Source organism: Paraburkholderia tropica (genome assembly GCF_914484835.1).
Taxonomy (GTDB): Bacteria; Pseudomonadota; Gammaproteobacteria; order Burkholderiales; family Burkholderiaceae; genus Paraburkholderia; species Paraburkholderia tropica_A.
Genome location: NZ_CAJZAR010000047.1, coordinates 8,658 through 33,722 on the forward strand (window position 1 = coordinate 8,658; position 25,065 = coordinate 33,722).

Genomic DNA, 25,065 nt, shown 5'->3' on the forward strand with positions numbered 1-25,065 from the left:
GATCGTCGCGCTGATCGCGGCAGTGATCGTGACGATCGTCACGACGCTCGGCACGCAGATCAACACCGCGTTCACCAAGATGTCGAACGCCCTGCCGAAGTCCTGACCGGGACGTGACACGGGTGGGCGCCGTGAGCGCCCACCTGGTTTCAGATAACGAATAAAAGACCGGCGCTCGACCAGCCGGAAGATACAGCACCGCGCAAGGCTTCACGCGCATAGACCAGGTGCTGTGATCGGGGGCATAACAGATTGAAAAGAGCTTAAAAAATAGCTCGAACAACAAAAATCGTAACGGGGTACATCATGATCATCGCACATCTTTCGGCACAGCCGATACCGCTTGGCGTGACCTTGTCGGTCATCTTCGCGGCCAGCACGGACCTCACGGCACGGCGTGTGCCGAATCTGCTCATCGCGGCCGGCCTTGTCGCCTCGCTCGCGGCGCAGCTCTGGCTCCACGGCGCACAGGCAGGCGGCCTTCACTGGCTCGCCGGCGTGCTCACGGGTTTCGCGCTCCTTTTTCCGGTGTATCTGCTCGGCGGCATGGCGGCCGGCGACGTCAAACTGCTCATGCTCGTGGGCGGCTGGCTCGGCGCGGATGCCACGCTCGGCGTCGCGCTGTTCGCCGGGCTGATCGGCGGCGCCTGGGCGCTCGCCATCGTCATCGTCCGAGGGCGGCTGCGCACGCTGTGCACGAACGTCGTCTGGCTGTTCGGCGACATGCTGCACGGCTCACGCGGACGCGGCTCGCTCGAGCATCTGCCGGGCGGCTCGGTCGGCACGATTCCCTACGCGGGAGCGATTGCCGCCGGCACGCTCATCGTGCTCTACCAATCCATTCAGTAACCAGTCATCAGTCATCGAGTCCGGCCAGCCTGGACGGACCGTGTGCAAGCGGCGCGAGGCCCCCTGCCGGACGACGCGTTTTTGACGGAGGAAGTCATGAAAAACAGCCGTGCTCTTGCCATGCTGGCGATCGCCATGCTGGCCGGCCTCGCCGCCGTGGTGTTCGCGTCGCGCTGGCTCGTGCAGACATCGTCGGGCTCGACCGTGCCCGTCGCGGTCGCCGCCAACGACATCAATCTCGGCGAGCCCATCAACGAAGCGATGGTGCGCACCGTCAACTGGCCGCGCGACAGCGTACCGCCCGGCGCATTCACCACGCCGAAGTCGCTCGATGGCCGCGTGGTGCGCGTCGGTCTCACGCACGGCGAACCCGTGCTCGAGGCGAAGCTCGCGCCCATCGGCACCAAGGGCGGTTTGTCGGCGGTGATCGGGGCCGGTCGTCGTGCGATCACGGTGCGCGTCAACGATGTGGTCGGTGTCGCGGGCTTCGCGCTGCCGGGCAATTACGTCGATGTGATCGTGAACACGCAACAGGCCGATGGCGCCACCAAACGCGCCGACAACCAGGAAAGCATTTCGAAGATCGTGCTCGAAAAGATTCTCGTGCTGGCCGTCGCGCAGCAGGTCAATCGCGACGACACGGCGCCGAAGGTGGTCAACGCGGTGACGCTCGAAGTGACGCCCGAACAGGCTGAAAAGCTCGATCTCGCACGCAGCGTCGGCACCTTGTCGCTCGTGCTGCGCAATCAGGTGGACCGCGACAGCGGCAGCACCGGCGGCGCGACCAAGCAGACGCTGCTCGACGAAAAGGCGCCCGCGCCGGTTCAGGCACCCGCGCCCGCACCGAAGCCCGTGCACGTGAAGTACGTCGCGCGTCAGGAGGTCAAGCGCGATTGCATCGGCGTGCTCTCGGGCGTGACCGGCAGTCAGGAGTGTTTTTAAGGGGCAGCCGCTCGCATGGACGGAACGGCTTCGGCAATGGATAGCAGTAGTACTAACGATTTAAACAGGCAGTAATCGGGCAACAGACAACGCAGCGCGCCGCGACCACGGCAACGCAGCACAAGTCGCACGAGGCAGACAGACGCGAGCGCCGCAAGGCGCCCGGCGATCCACAAGATTCGATACGGGGTGTTAAGCCATGAACAAGCAAAGCAAGCGCGCCGCTTCGGCGCAAGGGCGAGACCGCCGTCCGGCGCTCGCGGCCACGGCCTTGATGGTCTGTTCGGGACTGCTCGCGAGCACGCCCGGCGTGACCCAGGAACTCGCGGAAGGCGCGGTGCTCTCGAAGGGCGCGCTCACCGCGCCCGCGCCGATGGGCAAGGGACCGATGCAGATGACCATCAGCATGGCGCCGACGCCGGCGGCCGGCGCGCCGAAGGCCGTGGCGGGACCGCTGCGCGGGCCGAGTTGCGTCGGCGCAGTCCATTCGGAGCGCAACGTCGTGGTGCCGCTCGGCAAGTCGGTGCTGGTGCCGGTCGATGAACCGGTGCGCAACCGCACGCTCGGCAACCCCGAGATCGCGCAGGCCACCATGGTCTCACCGCAGACGCTCTATCTCGTCGGCCAGTCGGTGGGCACCACCAACATGATCGTGCAGGGACGCAGCGGTGCGTGCCAGGTGATCGACGTGATCGTCAGCGCGGATGCGGGCGGCCTGCAAGCGGCGCTCGGCCAGCTGATGCCGGAGGAACGCGACATCCGCGTGTCGACGGCCGCCGACAATCTCGTGCTCGCGGGCCGGGTGTCGAGCGCGCAGGCGGCGGCGCAGGCTGTGGAGATCGCCCGCGCGTTCGGCGTGAGCAAGGAGGGCAGCAGCAACCAGAAGGCCAACGGCGGCGTGCTCAACATGCTCTCCGTCGATACGCCGCAGCAGGTGATGCTGGAAGTGAAGGTGGCCGAAGTGGACAAGACGCTGCTCGACCAGCTCGGTTCGGCCGTCAACATCCAGGGGGGCTTCGGCTCATGGCAAGGCGCGCTCGTGAGCAATCTGCTCGCGGGGGCGTCGAGCGCACTGGGCTTCTCGAAGGCGAACAATCTGCCGCTCAAGTTCGCCATCGACGCGCAAAAGACCGACCAGCTCGTCAAGATTCTCGCCGAGCCGAATCTCGTCACCATCAGCGGCCAGGAAGCCACCTTCCTCGCGGGCGGCGAAGTGTTCATCCCGGTGCCGCAAAGCTCGGGCTCGGGCGCGACGGCGATCACGCTGCAGGAGCAGGAGTTCGGCGTGGGGCTCAAGTTCACGCCCACGGTGCTGAGCAACGGCCACATCAATCTGCGCGTCGCGCCGGAAGTCTCGGAGCTTTCGCCCACGGGCGTGACGCTCACGGCGGCCAACGTGAGCGGCCAGACCATCCTGCCGCTCATCACGACGCGGCGCGCCTCGACCACGGTGCAGATGGCCGATGGCGAGTCGTTCGCGATCGGCGGCCTGATCCGCAACAACGTGACGGGCTCGCTCAAGGCGCTGCCGGGACTCGGCGAGATTCCGGTGCTCGGGGCGCTGCTGCGCAGCACATCGTTCCAGCAGGACCGCACGGAACTGGTCTTCATCATCACGCCGCATCTGGTGAAGCCCGTGAAGTCGCTCGCGCAACTGCCGATGCCGACCGACAGCTTCACGCAGCCTAACGAAGCCGACGTCTACGCCACCGGCAACATGGAAGGCCGCGCCGCGCGCAACACGGGACGCTTCGCGCCGCCGCCCGCCGCTACGCCTGCCACGCCTGCTGCACCTGGCACGGCTCCGCAGAACGACAACCAATTGCCCGCGCCGCAAACGCCCGCTCAGTTGCCTGCTCCGGTGCCCGCAGCGCCCGCCGCACCCGCGACGCCTGCCGCACCGACCGGGCCGACGGCCGCCGCGCCTGCCACGCCGCCCGCCACGCCGCCCGCCGCGACGCCCGCAGCGACGCCTGCCGCACCGCCCGCGCCCACGGCCGCCGCGCCCGACGCGGCGAACAGCGGCGAGCCAACGCGGCGACTCGCATCGGCCACCGGTGCGGGACACGACGAACCTGCCGACGCGGCGCACGCCGCCGGCGCACAGTGATCCGGGGAAAGGGGAACGCCATGAACACACTTTATGCACACATCGGCCGCCTGCTGGCGATGACGGTGGCGAGCGCCGCGCTCGGCGGCTGCATGACCAGCTCGCCGATCTGGGAAGCGCATTTCGGCGAAGCGGTCCGCACGTCCATGCACGCGCAGATCATCGACCCGGACGCGGCGCAGCACGTCGACGTGTCGCCGGGCATCGACGGCAAGGCCGCAGCGGCCTCGATCAAGCGCTACACCGAGTCGTACGAGAAGCCGCCCACTTCCGACAACGCCTTCACGATGGGCGTGACGAGCGGCACGAGTCACTGACCCAACCCGTCAGCGACTCACGAAGCGGCGAGCCGCGCGGCCTGCCAGCAGCGATCGACGCTGCGGCCGCGCGGCAAGCGCGATCAAGTGACGGGCCGCGTGAACGCGGTCTTTAGCGGAGCCACACGATCATGATCGACTTACTCATTACCTCGACGGACGAAGCGCGCCTGAGCAGCCTCGTGCGGCTGGTCGCCGAGTGCGGCGCGTACCGCACGACGCGCGCGGCGGTGCGCCCCGGCCAACTCGCGGGCCGCGCCGATACGCTCGACGCCTTCGACGTGCTGATCGTCGATGCGCCCACGCTGCACGACGCCGACCTCGCCGCCGTGGCGGATCTCACGCGCCGCCACGACCGCCTGACCTGCATCCTGCTGATTCCCGAAGCCTCGCCCGAGGCGCTGATCGCGGCGATGCGCGCGGGCTTTCGCGACGTCATCACGGGCGAGCCGGAGCGCCGCGCGATCGGCGACGCGCTGCAACGCGCGGGCGAGCAGCGCAGCGCGGCGGCCGTGCAATCGACGCGCGTGATTTCCTTCGTCTCGTGCAAGGGCGGCGTGGGCGCGAGCTTCATCGCGGCCAACGTCGCGCACATGATCGCGAGCACGCATCAGCGCCGCGCGCTGCTGATCGATCTGAACCAGCTTTACGGCGATGCCGCGTTTCTCGTGACCGGCGAAGCGCCGCCCTCGACGCTCGAACAACTGAGCGCCCAGGTCGACCGCATGGACGTGGCGTTCTTCGAAGCGAGCGTCACGCACGCGGGCCCGCACTTCGACATTCTGGCGGGTGCGGGCGATCCGGTGAAAGCGGCCGAGATCCGCGCGGAACGGCTCGAATGGATTCTCGGCGTGGCGATGCCGCGCTATGACTTCGTGATTCTCGATCTGGGGCCGAGCATCAATCCCGTGTCGATGCTCGCGCTCGACCGCAGCAGCGAGATTCATGTGGTGCTGCAGGCGAGCATGCCGCATCTGCGCGCGGGGCGGCGCCTGCTCGACATCCTGCACGCGCTCGGATACGCGCAGGACAGCCTGCACCTCGTGCTCAACCGCCTCACGCGCCACGACGACGCCGCGCGCGAGGCCGCGCCCGGCGTGCTCGGCATCAAGCCGCAACTCACGATCGCCGACGACGCCCGCGCGGTCGGCGAAGCCATCAACCACGGCGTGCCGATCGCCGAAGCCGCGCGCAGCAGCGCCGTGACGCGCAGCCTGCAAACGCTCGCCGCCGACATCGTCACGCCGCAGCGCGCCAACGGCGGCGCGCGCGTCAAGCGCGAGTCGATGCTCGCACGCTTCGTCGGACGCCAGGGCGCGCCGAAGCTCGGCACCCTTTAACGGAGACACGCCATGTCGCTACGTGACCAGATTTTTTCCCAGCGCATCGAACCGGCGCTCGCCGAATCGGCGAAAACGGGCGCGGGTGGCGCCAGTGCATCGGCCAGCTCGACGGCAGCGGCTGCCGCGGCGGCTGCGGCGGCGGCCTCGATCAAGTCGGACGCCTATCGCAAGCTCAAGTACGAGATGCATCAGGCGGTGCTCGACCGCGTCGAACTCGAACGCCTCACGCGCATGCCGCAGGACCAGATCCGCCAGGAGATCGCCACGCTGATCGCGCGCCTGCTCGAAGAACAGAAGGCGCCCGCGAGTGATCTCGAACGCCGCCAGCTCGCCATCGACGTCTACGACGAGATGTTCGGCTTCGGCCCGATCGAGGTGCTGCTGCGCGATCCGGGCGTGTCGGACATTCTCGTGAACACCGCGCATCAGACCTATGTCGAGCGCAAAGGCCGGCTCGAACTCACCGACGTCACGTTCTACGACGACGCGCATCTGATGAAGGTGATCGAGAAGATCGTCTCGCGCGTGGGCCGCCGGATCGACGAATCGAGCCCGATGGTCGACGCGCGTCTGCCCGACGGCTCGCGCGTGAACGCGATCATTCCGCCGCTCGCGGTCGACGGTCCGCTCGTCTCGATCCGCCGCTTCGCCGTGAAGCCGCTCCTGATCGAAGATCTGGTCGCGCTGCAAACGCTCACGCCGCCGATGGCCGAGGTGCTCAACGGGCTCGCGCGCGCGAAGATCAACATCCTCGTCTCGGGCGGCACGGGCAGCGGCAAGACCACGCTGCTCAATGTGCTGTCGGCCTTCATTCCCGACGACGAACGCATCGTCACGATCGAGGACGCCGCCGAACTGCAACTGCGCCAGACCCACGTGCTGCGGCTCGAAACGCGTCCGCCCAACATCGAGGGACGCGGCGAGATCACGCAACGCTCGCTCGTGCGCAACGCGCTGCGCATGCGGCCCGACCGCATCATCCTCGGCGAAGTGCGCGGCGAGGAAGCGCTCGACATGCTCAACGCGATGAACACCGGCCACGAAGGCTCGCTCGCGACGATCCACGCGAACACGCCGCGCGACGCGCTCACGCGTCTGGAAAACATGATCAGCCTCGGCGGGCTCTCGCTGCCGCCGCGCACGATGCGTCAGCAGATCGCCTCGGCGATTTCGGTGATCGTGCAGGTCGCGCGTCTGACCGATGGACGCCGCCGCATCATGAGCATTTCGGAAATCACCGGCATGGAAGGCGACGTCGTGAACATGCAGGAGATCTTCACGTTCAAGCGCTCCGGCATCGACGCGGCGGGCAATATTCGCGGCCACTTCTGCGCGAGCGGCGTGCGCCCGCACTTTGGCGACCGGCTCGCCGCGTTCGGGGTGAATCTGCCCGACACGGTGTTCGATCCGGGCCGCCGTTTTGACGTGGCGTGAGCGCGCTCAGCGTCCTCAAGGAGACGATATGAACACGACCTTCCTCACCGCCGCCGTGCTGCTGTTCGTTGCGGTGGTCATGAGCTGCCAGACCGCCTGGGTCTGGTGGAACGGCCGCCATGGCGCGGCGGCGAAACGGCTCGCGGCGCGCCTCGAATCGCTGACGGTGGGCAGCAAGTCGCGCAGCGAGGCGCTCTCGATCCTCAAGGCGCGGCGGCTCGGCGCGGCCACGCCGCTCGCGCGCGCGCTGCCCTGGCTGCATTCGCTCGACGCGTGGCTGATGCAGTCGGGCCTGCCCTGGTCGCTCGGCCGTCTGTGCGCGACCTGTTCCGGGTTCGGGCTCGCCGTGCTGGCGGGCGCGTCGCTCGCGAACCTGCCGCTGGTGGCGGCGTTGAGCGGGGCGCTGGCGGCTGCGCTGCTGCCGGTGCTCTACGTGCGCCACCACCGCTTGCGCCGGCTGCGTCATTTCGAGCGGCAATTGCCCGAGATCTGCGACATGCTCGGACGCGCGCTGCGCGCAGGCCATGCGTTTTCCAGCGCGATCGACATGGCGGGCACCGAGTTTCCCGAACCCGCGGGCGGCGAATTCCGCACCACCTTCGACGAGATCAACTACGGCATTTCGCTGAACGACGCGCTGTGCGGCCTCGCGAATCGCATGCCGGTGCGCGATCTGCGCTACCTCGTGATCGCGGTGCTGATCCAGCGCGAGACCGGCGGCAATCTCGCCGAACTGTTCGACAGCATCGCGTGGCTGGTCCGCGAGCGCTTCAAGCTGTTCGACAAGGTGCGCGTGCTGTCGGCGGAAGGGAAACTTTCGGCGTGGGTGCTCGGCATGTTGCCGATCGGCTCGGCGGCGATCATCAGCGTCGTCAACCCCGACTTTCTCGATCCGTTCTGGACCGACCCGGTCGGCATCCGGCTGCTCGACGGCATCGTGATCTCGATGATCTGCGGGGCCTTCTGGATTCGCCGGATCGTACGCATCCGCGTGTGAGCGCGGCGCGGCGGATCACGCACATCGACGGCATCGACAAGATCGGCAACATCGATAACGAATAGACGGACGGGGGAAATCATGCAGACGCTGGATCTGAAGCAGTGGGCCGTGTTGATCGGCCTGTTCGGCGGCGTGTTCGTGCTCACCTTGAGCGCGCTCTACGCCCTCATGCCGCGCACCTTGCGGCGGCGCGCGGAGCAGGCGGCCGGGGCGCGCGCGGCCGGTCAGCGAATCGAGCCTGGCGAGCTCGACGCGGGCAACGACAAGCCGGTGTGGGTCGAGCGCTTCGCGCAGATGTCCGCGCCGCTCTCGAAGCTCTCCGCACCCGGCCAGGGCGGCGACGTTTCGGCGCTGCGCGTGCGCCTCATGAACGCGGGCTGGCGCTCGCCGGGCGCGGTCGCGGTCTTTCTCGGCATGCGCACGGCTCTCGCGCTCGCGCTTCCGCTGGCGGCTTCGCTCACGCTCGTCGGCACGACGCTGCGTCCGAACACGGCGGTGCTGCCGCTCGCGCTCGTCGCCTTCGCGGGCATCGGCTATTACCTGCCGGGACTCGTGCTCAGGCAACGCGCCTCGCGCCGCCGCCGGCAGATTTTCGAGGACTTCCCCGATGCGATCGATCTGATGACCGTGTGCGTGGAAGCCGGTCTCGGGCTCGACGCGGCGATGATGAAAGTGGCCGAGGAAATCCGCCTGCGCAGCCCGGTGGTCGCCGACGAACTCGATCTGCTGCTGCTCGAATTGCGCTCGGGTTTTTCGAAGGAGCAGGCGCTGCGCAACTTCGCGATGCGCACCGGCGTGGAGGACATCGACGGCTTCGCGACCATGCTGATTCAGGCCGAGCGCTTCGGCACCAGCATCGGCACGTCCTTGCGCGTGCTGTCCGATACGCTGCGCACGCGGCGGCGCATGCGCGCCGAGGAAACAGCCGCGAAGATCGCGCTGAAGCTGCTGTTTCCGCTGATGTTCTGCATCTTTCCCACGCTGCTTGCCGTGCTGATGGGACCGGCGTTCATCCACATCTTCCGCGCGCTGTCGCCTAGCCTCGGGGGAGGCTGAGCGTAAGAGGAATGAGAGTGTGCCCTTGTGCCGGCTTTCGCGCGATCAGGACGCGCGGCGCCGGCACCTTTTTCTGTTATCAGACCCGGTGATAGGGCAGATCAGCAATACGGATTGGACAGGCCGCCACGCAGCGCTGAAGATGCGTGAGGCGGTTTGATCAGCAGTAGAGAGCAGAGACAAGCAAGAGGCAAGCAGTGATCAACGGCCCGCAATCGCGTGATGCAGGGCCGCTTGCGGCGCATCGGCGGGCGCGGGCGTCGGGCCCTGGCTGGCGCGGATATACGAATGCTCGGTGCTGCGAATATGCGTGCGCAACTCCGTGCACGCCTTCTTCACATTGCCCTCGCGCACGAGTTCCATGATGTGCGCATGGGTGTCCTGGCAGGAATCGACGGTTTCGTCGGCGACCGACAGACGCGCGCGCAGCGCGTGAATCTTGTCGGCGACGAGTTGATACGCCTGCTGCAAATACGCGTTCCCACATGCGGCGACGATCGCGCCATGAAAGGCGGCGTCGTGATCGCGCGCGCGTCCGTCGTGCGCGCCGCTTGCGTTGTTCGTGTCGTTCGTGTCGTTCGTGTTGTTCGCGGGCATGAGCGCTTGCGACAGCGCGTCGGCGAGCGCGGCGCTATCGGCCTTCATCGCCAGTTCCAGCGCCGACGACTCGACGATCTCGCGAAAGCGGCAAATCTCGCGCACCTGCTCCACGGTCGGCTGGAACACATAGGTGCCCGATTGCGGCTGCACTTCCACAAGCCCTTCGAGCTTCAGTTGCACGAGCGCCTCGCGCACGGGCGTCTTGCTCACGCCGAGCTGCCCGGCGAGCACGTTCTCGGAGAGCTGGCTGCCAAACGCCAGATGACCGTCGACGATCGCGCGACGGATGCTTTCTTTCGCAATAGACGTGAGGGACTTCGGGCGTTCCCCCAGTTTTTCGATACTCATGGTCAGCCAGTGGGCGTAAGGACCGGCGGCTGGTGCGCCGGTGCCGTGACGGGGACGTGGGCGGCGCGTTTCGCGAAATCCTGCGCGGCGCCTCAATGATCCGAAATATAGCACGCCCCCTTGTCGTATTGAGATCTGCAATCTAAGATATCAGTTGTCGGCGGTGAGATCGGGCTGGGTTCGTCTTGAGTTCAGTTCGAAACGCGCACGGCAAACGAAGAAGTCAAACGAGAAAGACAGACCGGAGGAGAGGCTTCATGCAGGAGATCGACAAGAAAGCGGCGGGGCTTTTTACAAAGCGCCGCTGGATGAGCGCGCTGCTGGCGGGCGCGGCGCTGATGACGGCCGCTGGCGTGCAGGCCGCGTCGGACGGGCAAGGTGCGCAGGGTGAACCGGCGGTGCCGAAGCTCGAAGTGGTGGCGCAATGGAACCGCTTGCCCTACGACCTCGGCGACGCGAAAGCCGAACAGGCCTACGACGCGAATCAGACCTACAAGAAGGTGCTGCTGCAAGGCGTGAAGCTCGATTCGAAGGGCAATATGTACGTGAGCACGGCGCGCTGGGGCGGCCCCGAGGTGCCGGCCACGCTCTCGAAGCTCGTGAAGAAGGACGGCCAGTGGGTCTTGCAGCCGTTTCCGAGCCTCGCGATGAACAAGGTGGGCGACCCGCAGGCGCTGCAATCGGTGCTCGGTTTCGAGATCGACCGCAACGACGTGATGTGGATTCTCGACCAGGGCCATATTGCGGGCCAGCCTTCGGCGCCGGGCGCGGAAAAGCTCGTGCTCTGGGACCTCAAGACGAATCGCGAATTGCAGAGCTACACCTTCAGCGACGCCGATTCCGATAAAAAATGCTCGTTCCTCAACGACGTGGTGGTCGATAACGACCGCGACTTCGCCTATATCACCGACTCGGGCATTTTCTGCGATCACCTGCACGGCGGCCTGATCGTCTACGACCGCAAGCACAATCGCGCGCGCCGCGTGCTCGACCAGACCGTCTTCACGACGGACGAAGCGGGCTTCCAGTTTCGTATCGACAACCAGAACGTGCTGAGCAAGACGCCGATGCGCACGGGCGCGGACGGCATCGCGCTCTCGGGCGACAAGAAAACGCTCTACTGGACCAATCTGTCCGGCCACACGCTGTATTCGCTCGATACCGCGCTGCTGCGCGATTTCAGCACCAGCGAGTCGGCGCTGCGCACCTCGGTCAAGCGCGTCGCCACGCTGCCTTCGAACACCGACGGCATGATCGCCGACCGCGCGGGCAATCTCTATATGACCGCGCTTGAGATGAACGGCATCATGTATCGCGACGAGAAGACCGGCAAGATTTCGACCTATGTGATCCATCCCGAGATGGTCTGGCCCGACACGATGAGCTGGGGCCCGGACGGCAATCTCTACGTGGTCGCGGGCCATCTGAATCTGTGGGTCGACAACGCGATGGATTTCGATCATCCCGCCGTGCCGAACTTCCGCATCTGGAAGGTGCAGGCGCACGGACGCAGTTATAGCGTGCAATGAGGCGCGCAATGAGGCGCGCAATAAAGCCATAACGCAATCGCAGTGAATGCAGTAACGCGGGCCGCGCGGCCGGAGTCACCGGTCGCGCGCGCCCAGGCAAACTCGCGCGCGTTCGGGTTGCAATCCAGCTCGATCGCGCGCAGTCGTGGAGGCAGGCAAGGGTGGAAAGCAGAAGTCTCGAAGCGGATCGCGGTGCGCCGCGCAAACGCGTGGTCGTGATCGACGATGGCTACGGTTCGTATGAAACGGAGCAGCGGATTCTGGCGGCCGTGAATGCCGATGTGGTGGTGCTGCCGTGCCACGGCGACGCCGCGCGCGTGCGCGAAGTGGCCGCCGACGCCGACGCGCTGCTGGTGCGCGAATCGCCTGTGAATGCGGCCGCGATCGCGGCGATGCAGCGTTGCCGCGCGATCGTGCGTTATGGCATCGGCGTCGATAACGTCGATCTCGATGCCGCGCGCGACAAGCGCATTTACGTGGCGAACGTGCCCGATTACGGCGTGGAAGAAGTCAGCGATCAGGCGCTCGCGCTGCTGATGGCGGTCGCGCGCTACACGGTGCGCCGTGACATCGCGGTACGCGAAGGCGCGTGGAATGTCTCGCGCGAGCAGAAGATGTACCGCATCGCCGGACGCACGCTCGGGCTCGTCGGTTATGGGCGCATCGCGCGTGCCTTCGAGCGCAAGATGCGCGGCATGGGCGTGGCGCGCGTGCTGGTCTATGACCCGTTTCTCGATCCCGCCAAAACGCCGGGCGTCGAGTGCGTGGATCTCGACACGCTCTGCGCGCAAAGCGATTACATCTCGCTGCATTCGCCGCTCACGCCGGATACGCGCAAGCTCATCAACGCCGCGCGTCTCGCGCGCATGAAGCCGACCACGATCCTCGTGAATACGGCGCGCGGCGGCCTGATCGACGAAGCGGCGCTGATCGATGCGCTGCAACGTGGCGCGATCTTCGGCGCGGGCCTCGACGTGTTCGAGAACGAGCCGCCGCGTGCCGATTATCCGCTATTCAAGTGCGAAAACGCGGTGCTCTCCGATCACACCGGCTGGTATTCGGAAGACTCGGTGGCGGAACTGCAGACGAAGGCCGCGCAGGAAGTGGCACGCGTGCTCGGCGGCGATCAGCCGAAACATTGGGTGAATCCGTGGGGCGCTGTTTAAGCGCACACGGCTGGCGCATTTGCGCATAACGAAGGCAGACGGCGGCGCACGATGTTCGGGCGTGGCTGTTGTTCGATTGATTAGTCATGCTATCGAAAGCATGGAACAAGGAGTGAAGTTTATGGAACTGCAAGCGCTCATCAGCGGATTCGAAAAAGTGGCGACGGCCTCGGTGGCCGACGCGGTGGACCTGATCGCGGGTCGCCGCGGCTTTATGGATCAGACGATCAAGCCGCGCATCAACGAACGCAAGATCGTCGGTCCGGCCGTGACGATTCTCGAAGCGCCCACGCATGAAAAAGTCCCGCCGCAACACGCGCTCGACGCCATCGACGAATCGCCGGAAGGCAGCGTAATCGTGATCGGCATCTACGGCGAGCAGAACGTGGCCGTGTGGGGCGGCCTGATGACGGCGGGCGCGGTGGCGAATCGCCACGCGGGCGCGATTCTCGACGGCGGCGTGCGCGATATCACGGAGATCCGCCGTGACTACGATTTCCCGGTCTATTCGCGCTCGGTTTCGCCGGGCACGACGGTGGGCCGATTCACGACGCTCGCCGCCAATATCGAAGTGGAATGCGGCGGCGTGAAAGTGAATCCGGGCGACATCATCGTGGCCGATATCGATGGCGTGGTGGTCGTGCCGCGCGAGCATGCCGAAGCCGTGCTCAAGATGTCCGAAGAGATCGACGCGCGCGAACTGGAGCAGGCGCGCCTGATCATCGGCGAAAAGTCGCTGCGCAAGGGACTCGCGAAATATGGCCGCATCTGACGTGAAGTCCGCCGCCGTGCCCGCTGCCGTGCCTGCGATCCTCGCGCTCGGCGAGCCGATGATCGAGTTCAACCAGTCGGCCTCCGACGACGCGCGGCAGTTCCTGCAAGGCTTCGGCGGCGACACGTCGAACTTCTGCGTGGCGGCGGCGCGGCAGGGCGCGAGCGTCGGCTACGTCACGCGCCTCGGCGACGATGCGTTCGGCAAGCTGTTCCTCGATCTGTGGCGCGAAGAAGGCGTGGACGTGCAGGGCGTCGAGCGCGATGCGCAGGCGCATACGGGCGTCTATTTCGTGACGCACGATACGAGCGGCCATGCGTTCAGCTATCTGCGCAAGGATTCGGCGGCGAGCCGCATGTCGCCGCAAACGCTGCCGCGCGAACTGCTGGCGGGCACGCGTTTTTTGCACGTCTCGGGCATCTCGCAAGCCATTAGCGCGAGCGCCTGCGACGCGGTGTTCGAAGCGATGGCGATTGCGCGGCGCGCGGGCGCGTCGATCTGCTACGACCCGAACGTGCGCCTCAAGCTCTGGCCGCTGGCGCGGGCGCGCGCGGTGATCGAAGCAACGGCGCGCGAAGTCGACTACATGCTGCCGAGCCTCGAAGACGCGCAAACGCTCACGGGTCTGAACGATCCTGAAGCGATCGTCGCGCACTATCTGGCGCTCGGCGTGCGCGTTGTCTGCCTGAAGCTGGGCGGCGACGGCGTGCTGGTGGCGCGCGGCGCACAGCGCACGCGCATCGCGGGACATGCCGTGAATGTCGTCGATGCAACGGGCGCGGGCGATTGTTTCGATGGCGCGTTCGTCGCGCGTCTCGCGGCCGGCGACACGCCCGAGGACGCGGCGCGCTACGCCAACGCGGCGGCGGCGCTGTCGACGCAAGGCTTCGGTGCCGTCGCGCCGATTCCGCGCCCGGACGCCATCGCCGCGAAGCTTGGAAGCTGATCCGATCCTGATCGGCGCATGACCGGCGCGCGCCGCGCAACGTGGCGCGCGCCATTCACGAAATCGTCAACGAATAAAGCAGCGTCACAAGCTGGACAGAGGTGAGGAGACACCCATGAACACCGATATCGCGCTCGAAAAGCGCACCATGAGCAAGGTCACGCGGCGCCTGATGCCGTTTCTGATCCTGCTGTATTTCTTCGCGTTCCTCGACCGCGTGAACGTCGGCTTCGCCGCGCTCACGATGAACCGCGATCTGGGCTTGACCGCGTCGCTGTTCGGCTGGGGCGCGGGCATTTTCTTTATCGGCTATTTTCTGTTCGAAGTGCCAAGCAATCTCGCGCTCGCGAAAACGGGCGCGCGGATCTGGCTCGCGCGCATCATGATCACGTGGGGCATCGTCTCGGCGTGCGGCGCGCTCGTCAAGGGACCGGCCAGCTTCATGACGCTGCGTTTCGTGCTGGGCGCGGCCGAAGCGGGCTTCTTTCCGGGCGTGATTCTCTATCTGACGTTCTGGTTTCCGTCGCGTTATCGTGCGCAGATCATCGGACTGTTCATGCTCGCGAATCCGGTCTCGACGGCGCTCGGCTCGATCGTTTCCGGTTTCATTCTGCGCATGGATGGCCTGCTCGGCCTCGCGGGCTGGCAATGGCTGTTCATTCTCGAAGGGCTGCCCTCGGTGGTGATGGGCATCATCACGCTGCGCTATCTCAGCGATGCGCCGTCCAAGGCGCGCTGGCTCGACGCCGACGAGCGCGACTGGCTTGATACGCAGATCCGCACCGAAGCCGCCGAACGCGCGCGCAAGCACAAGCTCTCGCTCGGCCAGACGCTCGCGAATCCGCATGTGCTGCTGCTCGGCCTGATCTACTTCCTGATCGTGACGGCCAATAACGGCCTCGTGCTCTGGCAGCCGCAGATCATGAAGTCGCTCGGCCTCGCCGAACATTGGGTCGGTCCCGTGAACGCGATTCCGTTCGTGGTGGGCGCGATCACGATGCTGGTGTGGGGACGCTTGGCCGACCGGCGCGGCAAATATCGCATCGATCTGGCCTGTGCGTGTACGGTCGCGGCGGTGGGGCTCGCGCTCGCGGCGTCGTCCAGCCAGCCGCTCGTGGTGATCGCGGGACTCGTGCTCGCGGCCGTCGGCGGCTATGGCGCGCTGCCTGCATTCTGGGCACTGCCCACGACGTTTCTTTCGGGCACGGCTGCCGCTGCGGGCATCGCGCTCGCGAATTCGATCGGCAATCTCGGCGGATTCGCCGGGCCGTATGTGATCGGCTATGTGCGCGCGACGACCTCGGGTTATGGATACGGCCTCGCCATGCTCGCCGCCGCGGCGCTGCTCGCGGGTGTTATCAGCCTGTGCGCGCGTGGTCCTTCGGGTAGCGACGAGGCGGACGCCTTCGACGGCCAACTCGATACGCACGCCCATCGCCCTTCGCGCGGTCATTGACGTTTCGGCGATAGTCGCGCCGCCGTGTTGGTGACGGCGGCGCGGCCCATTTCTTCAGCTTGATTGACCGGTATCTGAATACCGCCGGGTATGTGAATCGCGCGCGGCGTTCGCTCTAAACTTCAGCGCGCCGCAACCGGCCCGAGCCGCGCGGTAATTGTGCGGCAGGCCGCGAGCAGCGGCTCGATATAGTGGCGTTGCGCGTCGGCCTCGCGGCGGAACATCGGCATGCTGATGCTGATGCAGCCCGCCGCGCGTCCGTCCGCGCCAAGAATCGCCGCGCCGTAGCACCAGATCGACGGCTCGTTTTCCTCGCGGTCTTCGGCGTAGCCGAGTTGCGCCGTGAGCTCGATCTCGCGGCGGATCGCATCGAGATCGGTCATCGTGTGTTCGGTGAAGCGCTTGCGCGGCGCGCGTTCGAGCAGCGGCTCGCGCTCGGCGGCGCTGAGCGTCGCGAGCCAGGCCTTGCCGACCGAACTCGACGTCAGTGAGACGCGGGTGCCGATGCGCGAGGCCATGCGCACCGCGTGCGGGCTTTCGAGCTTCTCGATGTAGACCATTTCGCCGTCGCTCGGCACCGCGAGATGCACGGTTTCCGAGGTCACGTTGCGCAGTTCCATGAGCGCGTCGACGGCCGCGATGCGCAGATCGGAGCGTTCCCAGGCGCGGCTCGCGAGATTGACGAGGCGCGCACCGAGCCCGAAGGTATTGCCGCCGCCATGCGCCACGACCAGCCCCTCGGCCTGCAAGGCCGCGACGATGCGATGCACGGTCGGACGCGGATAGCCGCTCGCCGCCGCGAGCTTCGCGACGTTGGGCGGCGTGTCGGCGTCGGCGATCAGTTGCAGGACCGCGATGAACTTCGAGAACGCGGCGGCGCCCGCGACCGCCGTGGCGGACGAGGGCGATGCGGATGATGCGGGCGGGGCGGACTTATCGGCGTTCGACATCGGCAAGCGAGCGGGCAAATTGAACAGGCGGCCAGGCCGCGGGTCGCGCCATTATGCCCGCAAACCCGGCGGGCGAAAATCCGCGCCGGGCACGCGAGACGCGGCACACGACATTCAGGCGCAGAGATAGCCGCCGTCGATCGGCACGATCGCGCCCGTCATGAACGAAGCGGCCGGCGAGCACAGAAACGCCGTCACGTTCGCCACTTCCTCGGGCAGGCCCCAGCGCTTCATCGGTGTGCGTTCGAGAATGCCTTGCGAGCGGCTGCTGTCGTCCTGCAAGGCCTGCGTGAGCGGCGTCGCGATCCAGCCGGGCGCGATGGCGTTCACGCGAATCGCATCCGCGGCGTAGGCAATCGCGAGCGAGCGCGTGAGCTGCGCCACGCCGCCCTTGCTCGCGCTATAGGCAGGCACGAGTCCGCCGCCGAAAAAGCTCAGCATCGACGCCGTATTGACGATGCAGCCCGACGACACGCGCAGCAACTCGCGCGCGCTCGAACACACGCGCATCGTGCCGTTCAGATTGATATCGAGCACGCGCTCGAACACCTCGATTTCGTGTTCCTCCACGCGGCTGATCACGCCTGCGCAATTCACGACGATGTCGAGCCGGTCGCACTGGCCGATCAACGCAGCGACGTCGTCGGAGGAGCGCACATCGAGCGTCGCGCGTTGCACGGCGGCGTCGAGCGCGTCGGGCGTGCCGGCCGGCGGCGGCAGACCGGCCGCGACCGTGCGCGCGCCGAGTTGCGCGAGGCGGTTCGCGATGGCCGCGCCGATGCCGGAGAAGCCGCCCGTGACGAGCGCGACTTTGCCTTCGAGAAGATTGGCCTGGAATGTCATGATGATGTTCGCTCTGTGTTTGTCTGTTCGAGAAAAGTGCCTGAAATCAGGTGGTTTGCGCGGCGGCGGCGTGCGTCGCTTCGTCGGGTTTCACTTCCTTCACGACGAAGAGATAGACGAAGGCCGCGGCGAACGCGATCGCCGCGCTAATGAGCAGCGCGTTGACGAACGAATGCGTCTGATCGACCACGATGCCCGTGATGACCGGCGCGAACGAACCGCCGAGATAGCCGCCGAAATTCTGCATGCTGCCGAGCGACGCCACCAGATGACGCGGCGCGGCGATGCTCACGAGCGCCCATGCGCTGCCGCTGGCGAGATTGACGAAGAACATCGCGAGCGAAACGTAGGTGATGGCGAGCGCTGTGCTCGGCGTGTAGGCAGCGGGCACTGTGAACGCGGCGGCGCCGATCAGCCCGATGCACACGGGCCACTTGCGGCTGCGGATCGGCGCGACGCCGCGCTTGAGCAGGTAATCGGCGATAAAACCGCTGCCCGCCATGCCGATGGTGCCGAACACATAGGGAATCGCCACGAGCCAGCCCGTGTGCGCGATGCTCAGATGGCGCTCTTTCTCCAGGTAGCCCGGCAGCCACGTGAGGTAGAGCCAGACCATGTAGATCACGCCCATGAAGCCGAAAATCATGCCCCACGTGTTGCGCAGTTTGAGCAGCATGCCCCATTCGGCGAAGCTGATGCCCTTCGCGCGCGGCGGCTCTTTCGCGCCGTCTTCGAGCCATGCGGTTTCGTCGGCGCTCAGCGCGACCTGATCGCGGTTGCGATAGACCGCGTACCAGCCGATCGACACCAGCACGCCGAGCACGCCCATGATGACGAACATCGGACGCCAGCCGAACGAGAGCATCAGCACCGTGAGCAGCGGCGGCGCGATCATCGGCGCAATCGTCGAGGAGGAAATGAACGTGCCGGTTGGGCCGCCTCGCTCGCGCACGGCGAACCATTCATGGATCACTTTTGCGCCCGCCGGAAAGAGCGGCGCTTCGGCTACGCCGAGCACGACGCGCGCGACGAGGAAGTGATTGAGCGTCTGGATGAAACCGCCCGCGACCTGCGCGACCGACCAGACCAGCATGCCGAGCCCGAGCATCACGCGCGAGCCGAAACGGTCGAGCAGCGCGCCCACCGGCAATTGCGCGAACGCATACGCGAGCGAAAACGCCGAGAGCAGCAGCCCCATTTCCGACGCGTTCAGGTGCAACTCCTGCGTGACCGAATGATTGGCGATCGACAGCGTGCTGCGGTCGAGATAATTGACGATGCCGGCCACCGTGAGAAAAGCGACGGCGACCGTCTGAATGCGTTTGAGCCGGGGCGATTTGGTCGGCATGGCTCGTCTCCTGAAAATTGGTGTAGGTGCCGGTCGGACTGCGCGTGGCGGGTTCGAAAACTGCGTCGAACTCAGTAAGTCGCGCGTCCGCCGGATAAATCGAAGGTGGCGCCGGTGCTGAATGTGCAGGAATCCGAACAAATCCACATCACGAGATCGGCGACTTCCTGCACGGTGCCGAGGCGGCCGAGCGGGCTCTTGTCGATCATCGTCTGCACGTGCGCGGGCGACATCTGCGCGAGCAGCGGCGTGTCCACGGCGGCGGGCGCGATCGCGTTGACGAGCACGCCCGTCTGCGCGAGTTCCTTGCCGAGCGATTTGGTCAGCGCGATCACGCCGGCCTTCGCCGCGCTATAAGCCGACGCGTTCGGCGTGCCTTCCTTGCCCGCGAGCGAGGCCACGTTGACGATGCGGCCCGCGCCCGCACGGCGCATCGACGGCACGACGTGGCGGCACACGTGATAGGTGCCGAGCAGATTGACTTCGACGATGCGCTGCCATTCGTCGGGCGAATAGGCGTCGAGCGGCACGGTCGAACCGGCGAAGCCCGCGTTGTTGACCAGAAAATCGACGCGGCCGAATTCGGCGAGCGTGGCGGCCATGGCGGCTTCGACGGTCTGCGGGCGCGTGACGTCGACTGCCACATGACGCGGCGCATGCGGTGCCGACGTGTCGCCCGCCACGCGGTCCCAGTTGACCGTGCGCGCGCCGAAGCTCGCGAAGGCGTCGCAGATCGCGCGGCCGATACCGCCCGCCGCGCCCGTGACGACGGCGACACGGCCGCTGAAGTCGTAGCGGGCCGCGCTCATCGGATGAACTGGTCCACGTAGTCCTCGCCGAGCCCGACCGACGCGTAGTGCTTGCGACACATGTCGATCTTCGTGAAGACGTCCTCGTAGCCCGTGTAATTGCCGTACGGATCGCAATAGAACATCACGCCGTTCACCTGGAAGTAGGTGATCATTTCCTCGACGTCGTCGGGCACGTAGAGCGTGTGCGTCTCGCCGGGCGGCTCGTAGACGTAGCTGCCTTCGGTCGCTTCCCAGTCGTGCTCCAGATAGCGCCAGCGGCCCTTGAGCACCATGCCGTGCACGGCCTGCGGATGGCGATGACGGCTCAGCACGCCCGACTTGCGCACGCGCAGCAGGTTCATCCAGTAGCCCTGCGAGGCGTTCAGGCACAACGGGCGAAACCACACGTTCTCGGCTTGCGGCACCCAGACGCGTTCATCGGTAGGAATGGCGGCGGGCACGACGATCTCCTGCTGCGCTTCCTTCGGAAACGGCAGTTGATAGGGCGTCATCGGCGAAAAATCCTGATCTGACATGCGGGGCTCCTTGTTGTTTGTCCATAATATGGACGTTACGTCCACGATATGGTTAATTTTGAGCTAGATCAAGGATGCGGGTCAATGCCAGGGTATGCCCGTAGGGAGGGTGGAGGAGGGCGCGGTGGCAGGGGGAGCAGCGTGAGGCGATGCTGGAAAATTGATTGGCAATCCAAATCATTGATGATGTGGAGAGCCGCACGCGCAGGCCGATTGGCTCGCGCGCATGCTCACGCGCGTGAAAAGCGAAATCGACGGCGGCGGAATTAACCGCGTGAGCGGCGCGCCAGGTGAATCGAGGCGAGCTTAGGCGAGCAGCGTCGTGAGTCCGACGCACGCGGTAATGACGGGCGCGAGCGCGCGCAATTTCACGCTCAGGCGCGCCAGCCGGTTGCCCGCCCAGGCGCCGAGCCAGCCCATCAAAAGATAGAGCGCGACCAGCATCGCGCAGATCCACGGCGTGACGTCCGTGCCGCCCGGTCCGCTTCTCGCGAGCACGGCGGAGAAGATCAGCAGATTGTCGGTGCTCACGGAGAGAAACGCCGCCATCATCACGCCCATCGAGAGCGTATCGGCCACGACGGGCTGGACGGGCGCGGCATCGCGCGGCGAGCGCCGCGATTGTCGTGCGAGTTGCACGAGCCCGATGGCGAGGGGAATCGCGCCGAAGTAACGCGACGGCATCTCCACGCTGCTGGCCGCGAGGCCGATCAGCAGGCTCGCGGCCACCACGCCCGCGCCAGTCACGACGAATGCGGCGAAAAGCTTGAATGGCTTCGCGGAGGCCGAAAACCCCAGCATGAGCGCGGCGGAATCCATATTCGTCGCGGTAAAGGCCGCGAAAGTGGCCGAAAGGATGGCGAATGGCAGGGCGGTCACACGGCGGATCCTGATGAGCGAGGCGTCATTTTGGGGCTGCCGGCGCGGATCAGTCCAGTGCTGCGCAATCAATACGGCGCGTTTTTGTGATTATTTCAGTTAACTGAATTCAGCTTGCCTTTATTGATTTCAGCGATCAGTCATGTCGCATTTTCGATTCGGCGTTATGCAGGATGGGCGTTTTTCGCTCGTCTCGCGCAATTTCGAACCAGACGGTTTGATAAATTGCTATAACGCTTTACATCTGTGTAAGCATCGGTAAGCAGGCGGGGTGCAGTGGCAGGGCGTCACGAAATCCAGGCGCGCGATTAAACGCTGCCGCTTGGATCTGATGGCCAAATTCGTACGCCGCATCACTCAGACGCGTCGATGCCTTCTCTTTCGCGATCTGACTCGCGCAATTGCAAATAGTGAAACGCCGGAGCATCGAATGCGCAATCCAACCGCGCTTGCCGTGTTGCTGGCGCAGACCGTGACGATCGTCGCGTTGCTCGCGCAGCGCCGCAGCCGCCGTCGCGCGCAAGCCGAAGTCGTCGCGCGTCGAGACGAACTTGCGCGTGCGGCGCGCTTCGCCACCGTCGGCGAATTGAGCGCATCGATCGCGCATGAAGTCGGGCAGCCGCTGGGCGCGATTCTGAGCAATGCCGATGCGGCGGAATTGCTGATCAAGGCATCGAATCTCGACGCCGACGAATTGCGGGAAATCCTCTCCGACGTGAAGCGCGACGCCTTGCGCGCCAATGAAGTCGTGCAGCGCCTGCGCAGCTTGCTGCAAAAGCAGGGCGTCGCGTTCGGCCCGCTCGCGCTCGACGCCACGCTCGACGGCGCGCTGAAACTGATCGCGCCGGAAGCCAAACGGCGCGACATCAGGCTCGAAACGCAGTTCGACGCCGCCGACGCCAGCATCATGGGCGACCCCGTTCAACTTCAGCAAGTGGCGCTCAACCTCACCATCAATGCGATGGACGCCATGCAGGGTGTGGAAGCATCGAGCCGCGTGCTGACACTCGCGACACAAGCCGTCGCGCACGGCGTCGAATTCACCGTGGCCGATCGCGGCTGCGGATTCGACGCGACATCGGCGCAACGGCTGTTCGAACCGTTCTACACCACGAAGCCGCACGGCATGGGGCTCGGGCTGTCGATTGTCCGCTCGATCGTCGAAGCGCATCGCGGCCAGATCGAGGTGATCGCCCGGCAAGGCGGCGGCACGGCCTTCGCGATCTGGCTGCCGTGTGCCGATGCGATGACCGATGGCGATTTGAATCGAGACTTCAATCGCGACGTTAATCGCGGCTTTAATCGCGACGCGGCATGGGACCGAAAAACATTCGCTTGAGATTGCCGCGTCCGAATGCGCGCGAGAGTTCCGCAATCACGCAGTAATTGAAAATCAGCGTGACGAGCAGGATCTGGACCGCCAGGAAGCGCGGCCAGTTTATGTCCGTGAACAGCGCCTGATTCGCTGCAGCAAGCGTCGGCGATTCTTTCCAGATATCGTAAAGCCGCTCCAGAAAATGCACGACGAGCGCAACGAGCGCGTACATCAGTGTTTTCCAGCCGACGTTCCAGGCGAGTGGCTTGTCGGGAAAGCGGTTGATGAACGGCAGCATATCGGCGACCAGCACGGATTTACCGAGTATGAGCGATGCAATCAGGACCGATGCCGAGGTCGGAATCTCAAGGCCCGTGCCTTTGACCATCAACGATCGGATAAGCGCGACGATATGAAGGATGACGAAGAAAAACAGCGTCGGCGGCAGCGCCTTCAACGCCTCTTCCTTGATCTTCGCAAGCAGGTGACTCATGGTGTCGTCCTTGCCCGGCGGCCGATGTGATGCGCATGACAGGCGTGGATTGCGCGGATAGTGTGCTTAATGTAGTGGCGCGCTCGCGCGAAAGCAAAGCGCGTTGCATGAATTGCACAAAGGGAAATGCAGCGCGCTCGCGCGTCCACCATTCTTATTGAACAGGCCACATAATTCCGCGCCGGTTTTTCTCGCGCGCGACGGGAGCGTGCCGCGCCACCCAACACACTGAAAGCCCTTGAACCGCAAGCGCGCGCAACTATGCTTTAAGTGTCGAAGCAGGCACGCCGAACGCGCCGATAGCTCAGATGATTATGCCCGGGTGAACAGTAATCCCCGACGGCGCTTCCGGGTCATGGCGCCGGACAAAAATGGTGTGAATGATGTGTTTCGCTCGCGCGTGGTGCCTGTCGGCGCTCATAGGTATTGCACTCTGCGTGGGGTGCAAGCCTTGCTCAGCCGCTTCTCCAACCTCCCCGGCGCGACCGGCATCTGCAACGTCGGCGTCGTCGGCATCATCGGCGCAGACGGCATCCGCGCCCGTTGCCGCAAGCGCGCCGCGCGGCATCGATCTGACCAACAAGCCGTGGCGCGGCGATTTCGACGCCATGCTCGAACGCCGGGTGATACGCGTGCTGGTGCCCTTCAGCCGCACGCTGTATTTCAATGACCGAGGCCACGAGCGCGGTTTGACCGCGGACTTCGTGCGCGATTTCGATCGATACATCAACAAGACTTACGCCGATCGTCTCGGCAAGCGTCCGATCACGGTCGTGATGATTCCCACGACGCGTGACAGGCTGCTACCTGGACTCAAGGACGGTCTCGGCGATATCGCCGCCGGCAATCTGACCGTCACGGCGAGTCGGCAGAAGGAAGTGGATTTCGTCACGGCTCATGGGCTCAAACCCACGCGCGAGCTGGTGCTGACCGGGCCGAAATCGCCGGCATTATCGAAGCTCGACGACCTCAGCGGCAAGACAGTCCACGTGCGCCGTTCCAGCAGCTATTACGAGAGCCTGATGGCCCTGAACAGCCGCTTCCAGAAGGAAGGCAAGGCGCCGATGAAGATCGTGCTGCTGCCCGACGCGCTCGAAGATGAAGATGCGATGGAAATGCTCAACGTCGGTCTGCTGCAGATTATCGTGGTCGACGACTGGAAGGCGCGCATGTGGGCGCAAATGCTGCCGCAGATTCAGGTGCACGAAAACATCGCGGTGCGCGAGGGCGGAAAGATCGGCTGGGCGATTCGCAAGCAGAGCCCGCAGCTTCAGGCGGCGATCGGCACCTTCTACGACAATTTCATCACGAAGCAAAGCGTGGCGCAGGTTCGGCTGAAGCAGTATATGCAGGGTATCAAGCAGATTCACAACAATACGGAATCGGCCGAACTGGTGCGTTTCAGGGAGACGGTGGCGTTCTTCGAAAAGTATGGCCAGCAATATGATTTCGATCCGCTGATGCTGGCCGCCCAGGGCTTTCAGGAATCGCAACTCAATCAGAATGCGAAGAGTCGCGTGGGCGCGGTCGGCATCATGCAATTGATGCCGAGCACGGGCAAGGAATTGAAGGTCGGCGACATCAAGGTTGCGCAGTCGAATATCCACGCCGGCGCGAAGTATCTGGATCAATTGATGACCCGTTACTTCCAGGACGCCCATTTCTCGGAAGTGGATCGGCCGCTGTTTGCATTCGCCAGTTATAACGCCGGACCGGGAACAATTGCGAAAATGCGCAAGCTCGCCGCGGAGCGTGGCCTGAACCCCGACGTCTGGTTCAACAACGTGGAAATCGTGGTGGCCGAAAAAGTCGGCGTCGAGACGACCACGTATGTGCGCAATATCTACAAATACTATGCGTCGTATCGTCTTCTCAAGGATGCGCAGGCCAGCCGTGCGCGCGCGGTTCAGCAGTTGAAGAGTTGATTGGCGGACAGCGAAACGTTTTTAAAAAATAGCGCCGCGCGTTCAACAGCATGCAACGAGAAATCCGTGCTGCGCATCGGACGAAAGTCCGATAGCGCCAGCCATATCTCGCGGTTA

General features: G+C 65.2%; 23 protein-coding genes. 15 read left to right on the forward strand and 8 right to left on the reverse strand.

The genetic code is table 11. The features are described from left to right. Positions 1–306: 306 nt before the first annotated feature. From LDO54_RS15380 to LDO54_RS15415, 8 genes are all read left to right on the forward strand, one after another. On the forward strand, positions 307–849 hold the full coding sequence (locus LDO54_RS15380) for an A24 family peptidase (RefSeq protein WP_224011551.1): 543 nt from the start codon (positions 307–309) through the stop codon (positions 847–849). A gap of 96 nt (positions 850–945) precedes the next feature. Continuing rightward, positions 946–1,791 carry a Flp pilus assembly protein CpaB gene (cpaB, locus tag LDO54_RS15385; RefSeq protein ID WP_224011552.1) on the forward strand — a complete coding sequence of 282 codons (846 nt, stop codon included), beginning with the start codon at positions 946–948 and terminating at the stop codon, positions 1,789–1,791. A gap of 199 nt (positions 1,792–1,990) precedes the next feature. Continuing rightward, positions 1,991–3,901 (forward strand): type II and III secretion system protein family protein, encoded by a 1,911-nt coding sequence (locus LDO54_RS15390; protein ID WP_436975596.1) that lies wholly within the window; start codon positions 1,991–1,993, stop codon positions 3,899–3,901. A 20-nt stretch (positions 3,902–3,921) separates the two neighbouring features. Then, on the forward strand, positions 3,922–4,218 hold the full coding sequence (locus LDO54_RS15395; RefSeq protein ID WP_224011553.1) for a hypothetical protein: 297 nt from the start codon (positions 3,922–3,924) through the stop codon (positions 4,216–4,218). A gap of 131 nt (positions 4,219–4,349) precedes the next feature. Further along, on the forward strand, positions 4,350–5,558 hold the full coding sequence (locus tag LDO54_RS15400; RefSeq protein WP_224011554.1) for an AAA family ATPase: 1,209 nt from the start codon (positions 4,350–4,352) through the stop codon (positions 5,556–5,558). A gap of 12 nt (positions 5,559–5,570) precedes the next feature. Then, on the forward strand, positions 5,571–6,995 hold the full coding sequence (locus LDO54_RS15405) for a CpaF family protein (RefSeq protein ID WP_224011555.1): 1,425 nt from the start codon (positions 5,571–5,573) through the stop codon (positions 6,993–6,995). A gap of 28 nt (positions 6,996–7,023) precedes the next feature. Further along, positions 7,024–7,992 (forward strand): type II secretion system F family protein, encoded by a 969-nt coding sequence (locus LDO54_RS15410; protein WP_224011556.1) that lies wholly within the window; start codon positions 7,024–7,026, stop codon positions 7,990–7,992. Positions 7,993–8,073: 81 nt separating this feature from the next. Next, positions 8,074–9,051 carry a type II secretion system F family protein gene (locus LDO54_RS15415; protein ID WP_224011557.1) on the forward strand — a complete coding sequence of 326 codons (978 nt, stop codon included), beginning with the start codon at positions 8,074–8,076 and terminating at the stop codon, positions 9,049–9,051. A gap of 201 nt (positions 9,052–9,252) precedes the next feature. Here LDO54_RS15415 and LDO54_RS15420 read toward each other — a convergent pair whose 3' ends face one another. Continuing rightward, positions 9,253–9,999 (reverse strand): GntR family transcriptional regulator, encoded by a 747-nt coding sequence (locus LDO54_RS15420; RefSeq protein WP_224011558.1) that lies wholly within the window; start codon positions 9,997–9,999, stop codon positions 9,253–9,255. 257 nt (positions 10,000–10,256) lie between these two features. Between LDO54_RS15420 and LDO54_RS15425 the strand changes: the two genes are divergently transcribed. The 5 genes from LDO54_RS15425 to LDO54_RS15445 all read left to right on the forward strand — a co-directional run bounded on the left by LDO54_RS15425 (position 10,257) and on the right by LDO54_RS15445 (position 15,868). Beyond that, positions 10,257–11,528, forward strand: coding sequence for a major royal jelly family protein (locus LDO54_RS15425; RefSeq protein WP_224011559.1), 1,272 nt, complete (start codon positions 10,257–10,259; stop codon positions 11,526–11,528). A gap of 161 nt (positions 11,529–11,689) precedes the next feature. Continuing rightward, the gene (locus LDO54_RS15430) at positions 11,690–12,694 is read left to right on the forward strand and encodes a C-terminal binding protein (RefSeq protein WP_224011560.1); all 1,005 of its coding nucleotides are present in this window, start codon (positions 11,690–11,692) and stop codon (positions 12,692–12,694) included. A gap of 121 nt (positions 12,695–12,815) precedes the next feature. Further along, on the forward strand, positions 12,816–13,466 hold the full coding sequence (locus LDO54_RS15435; RefSeq protein ID WP_224011561.1) for an RraA family protein: 651 nt from the start codon (positions 12,816–12,818) through the stop codon (positions 13,464–13,466). Positions 13,467–13,482: 16 nt separating this feature from the next. Then, the gene (locus tag LDO54_RS15440) at positions 13,483–14,412 is read left to right on the forward strand and encodes a sugar kinase (protein WP_224011603.1); all 930 of its coding nucleotides are present in this window, start codon (positions 13,483–13,485) and stop codon (positions 14,410–14,412) included. Between the two features lie 115 nt (positions 14,413–14,527). Further along, positions 14,528–15,868, forward strand: coding sequence for an MFS transporter (locus LDO54_RS15445; RefSeq protein WP_224011562.1), 1,341 nt, complete (start codon positions 14,528–14,530; stop codon positions 15,866–15,868). A 122-nt stretch (positions 15,869–15,990) separates the two neighbouring features. On the opposite strand, the gene LDO54_RS15450 is transcribed toward LDO54_RS15445, so the two are convergent. The 6 genes from LDO54_RS15450 to LDO54_RS15475 form a co-directional block, all read right to left on the reverse strand. Further along, complete coding sequence (locus LDO54_RS15450) at positions 15,991–16,818, reverse strand: IclR family transcriptional regulator (RefSeq protein WP_224011563.1); 828 nt, start codon at positions 16,816–16,818, stop codon at positions 15,991–15,993. A gap of 114 nt (positions 16,819–16,932) precedes the next feature. Further along, entirely contained in the window at positions 16,933–17,661 is a 729-nt protein-coding gene (locus tag LDO54_RS15455; protein ID WP_224011564.1) for an SDR family NAD(P)-dependent oxidoreductase, read from the reverse strand. Positions 17,662–17,707: 46 nt separating this feature from the next. Next, on the reverse strand, positions 17,708–19,009 hold the full coding sequence (locus LDO54_RS15460; RefSeq protein WP_224011565.1) for an MFS transporter: 1,302 nt from the start codon (positions 19,007–19,009) through the stop codon (positions 17,708–17,710). 71 nt (positions 19,010–19,080) lie between these two features. Then, entirely contained in the window at positions 19,081–19,818 is a 738-nt protein-coding gene (locus tag LDO54_RS15465) for an SDR family NAD(P)-dependent oxidoreductase (RefSeq protein ID WP_224011566.1), read from the reverse strand. Next, positions 19,815–20,336: a 2,4'-dihydroxyacetophenone dioxygenase family protein gene (locus tag LDO54_RS15470; protein WP_224011567.1), complete on the reverse strand. Its 522-nt coding sequence runs from the start codon at positions 20,334–20,336 to the stop codon at positions 19,815–19,817. Before LDO54_RS15470 ends, LDO54_RS15465 begins: the two co-directional genes overlap by 4 nt. Positions 20,337–20,642: 306 nt before the next feature. Beyond that, positions 20,643–21,215, reverse strand: a complete 573-nt coding sequence (locus LDO54_RS15475; protein ID WP_224011568.1) for a hypothetical protein — start codon at positions 21,213–21,215, stop codon at positions 20,643–20,645. A gap of 430 nt (positions 21,216–21,645) precedes the next feature. On the opposite strand from LDO54_RS15475, the gene LDO54_RS15480 reads away from it, so the two are divergent. Then, on the forward strand, positions 21,646–22,554 hold the full coding sequence (locus LDO54_RS15480; protein ID WP_224011569.1) for a sensor histidine kinase: 909 nt from the start codon (positions 21,646–21,648) through the stop codon (positions 22,552–22,554). On the opposite strand, the gene LDO54_RS15485 is transcribed toward LDO54_RS15480, so the two are convergent. Further along, positions 22,514–23,023: a hypothetical protein gene (locus tag LDO54_RS15485; protein WP_224011570.1), complete on the reverse strand. Its 510-nt coding sequence runs from the start codon at positions 23,021–23,023 to the stop codon at positions 22,514–22,516. The genes LDO54_RS15480 and LDO54_RS15485 overlap by 41 nt on opposite strands. Before the next feature lie 380 nt (positions 23,024–23,403). On the opposite strand from LDO54_RS15485, the gene LDO54_RS15490 reads away from it, so the two are divergent. After that, the gene (locus tag LDO54_RS15490; RefSeq protein ID WP_224011571.1) at positions 23,404–24,948 is read left to right on the forward strand and encodes a transglycosylase SLT domain-containing protein; all 1,545 of its coding nucleotides are present in this window, start codon (positions 23,404–23,406) and stop codon (positions 24,946–24,948) included. Positions 24,949–25,065: the final 117 nt, after the last annotated feature.

Excerpts from the sequence above, each read along its gene's own strand:
- LDO54_RS15420 (WP_224011558.1), bottom strand. The coding sequence starts at position 9,999 with ATGAGTATCGAAAAACTGGGGGAACGCCCGAAGTCCCTCACGTCTATT.
- LDO54_RS15405 (WP_224011555.1), top strand. The coding sequence starts at position 5,571 with ATGTCGCTACGTGACCAGATTTTTTCCCAGCGCATCGAACCGGCGCTC.
- LDO54_RS15485 (WP_224011570.1), bottom strand. The coding sequence starts at position 23,023 with ATGAGTCACCTGCTTGCGAAGATCAAGGAAGAGGCGTTGAAGGCGCTG.
- LDO54_RS15415 (WP_224011557.1), top strand. The coding sequence starts at position 8,074 with ATGCAGACGCTGGATCTGAAGCAGTGGGCCGTGTTGATCGGCCTGTTC.
- LDO54_RS15410 (WP_224011556.1), top strand. The coding sequence starts at position 7,024 with ATGAACACGACCTTCCTCACCGCCGCCGTGCTGCTGTTCGTTGCGGTG.
- LDO54_RS15465 (WP_224011566.1), bottom strand. The coding sequence starts at position 19,818 with ATGAGCGCGGCCCGCTACGACTTCAGCGGCCGTGTCGCCGTCGTCACG.
- LDO54_RS15435 (WP_224011561.1), top strand. The coding sequence starts at position 12,816 with ATGGAACTGCAAGCGCTCATCAGCGGATTCGAAAAAGTGGCGACGGCC.
- LDO54_RS15450 (WP_224011563.1), bottom strand. The coding sequence starts at position 16,818 with ATGTCGAACGCCGATAAGTCCGCCCCGCCCGCATCATCCGCATCGCCC.
- LDO54_RS15490 (WP_224011571.1), top strand. The coding sequence starts at position 23,404 with ATGATGTGTTTCGCTCGCGCGTGGTGCCTGTCGGCGCTCATAGGTATT.
- LDO54_RS15395 (WP_224011553.1), top strand. The coding sequence starts at position 3,922 with ATGAACACACTTTATGCACACATCGGCCGCCTGCTGGCGATGACGGTG.
- LDO54_RS15400 (WP_224011554.1), top strand. The coding sequence starts at position 4,350 with ATGATCGACTTACTCATTACCTCGACGGACGAAGCGCGCCTGAGCAGC.
- LDO54_RS15470 (WP_224011567.1), bottom strand. The coding sequence starts at position 20,336 with ATGTCAGATCAGGATTTTTCGCCGATGACGCCCTATCAACTGCCGTTT.
- LDO54_RS15380 (WP_224011551.1), top strand. The coding sequence starts at position 307 with ATGATCATCGCACATCTTTCGGCACAGCCGATACCGCTTGGCGTGACC.
- LDO54_RS15390 (WP_436975596.1), top strand. The coding sequence starts at position 1,991 with ATGAACAAGCAAAGCAAGCGCGCCGCTTCGGCGCAAGGGCGAGACCGC.
- LDO54_RS15480 (WP_224011569.1), top strand. The coding sequence starts at position 21,646 with ATGCGCAATCCAACCGCGCTTGCCGTGTTGCTGGCGCAGACCGTGACG.
- LDO54_RS15455 (WP_224011564.1), bottom strand. The coding sequence starts at position 17,661 with ATGACATTCCAGGCCAATCTTCTCGAAGGCAAAGTCGCGCTCGTCACG.
- cpaB (WP_224011552.1), top strand. The coding sequence starts at position 946 with ATGAAAAACAGCCGTGCTCTTGCCATGCTGGCGATCGCCATGCTGGCC.
- LDO54_RS15460 (WP_224011565.1), bottom strand. The coding sequence starts at position 19,009 with ATGCCGACCAAATCGCCCCGGCTCAAACGCATTCAGACGGTCGCCGTC.
- LDO54_RS15445 (WP_224011562.1), top strand. The coding sequence starts at position 14,528 with ATGAACACCGATATCGCGCTCGAAAAGCGCACCATGAGCAAGGTCACG.
- LDO54_RS15425 (WP_224011559.1), top strand. The coding sequence starts at position 10,257 with ATGCAGGAGATCGACAAGAAAGCGGCGGGGCTTTTTACAAAGCGCCGC.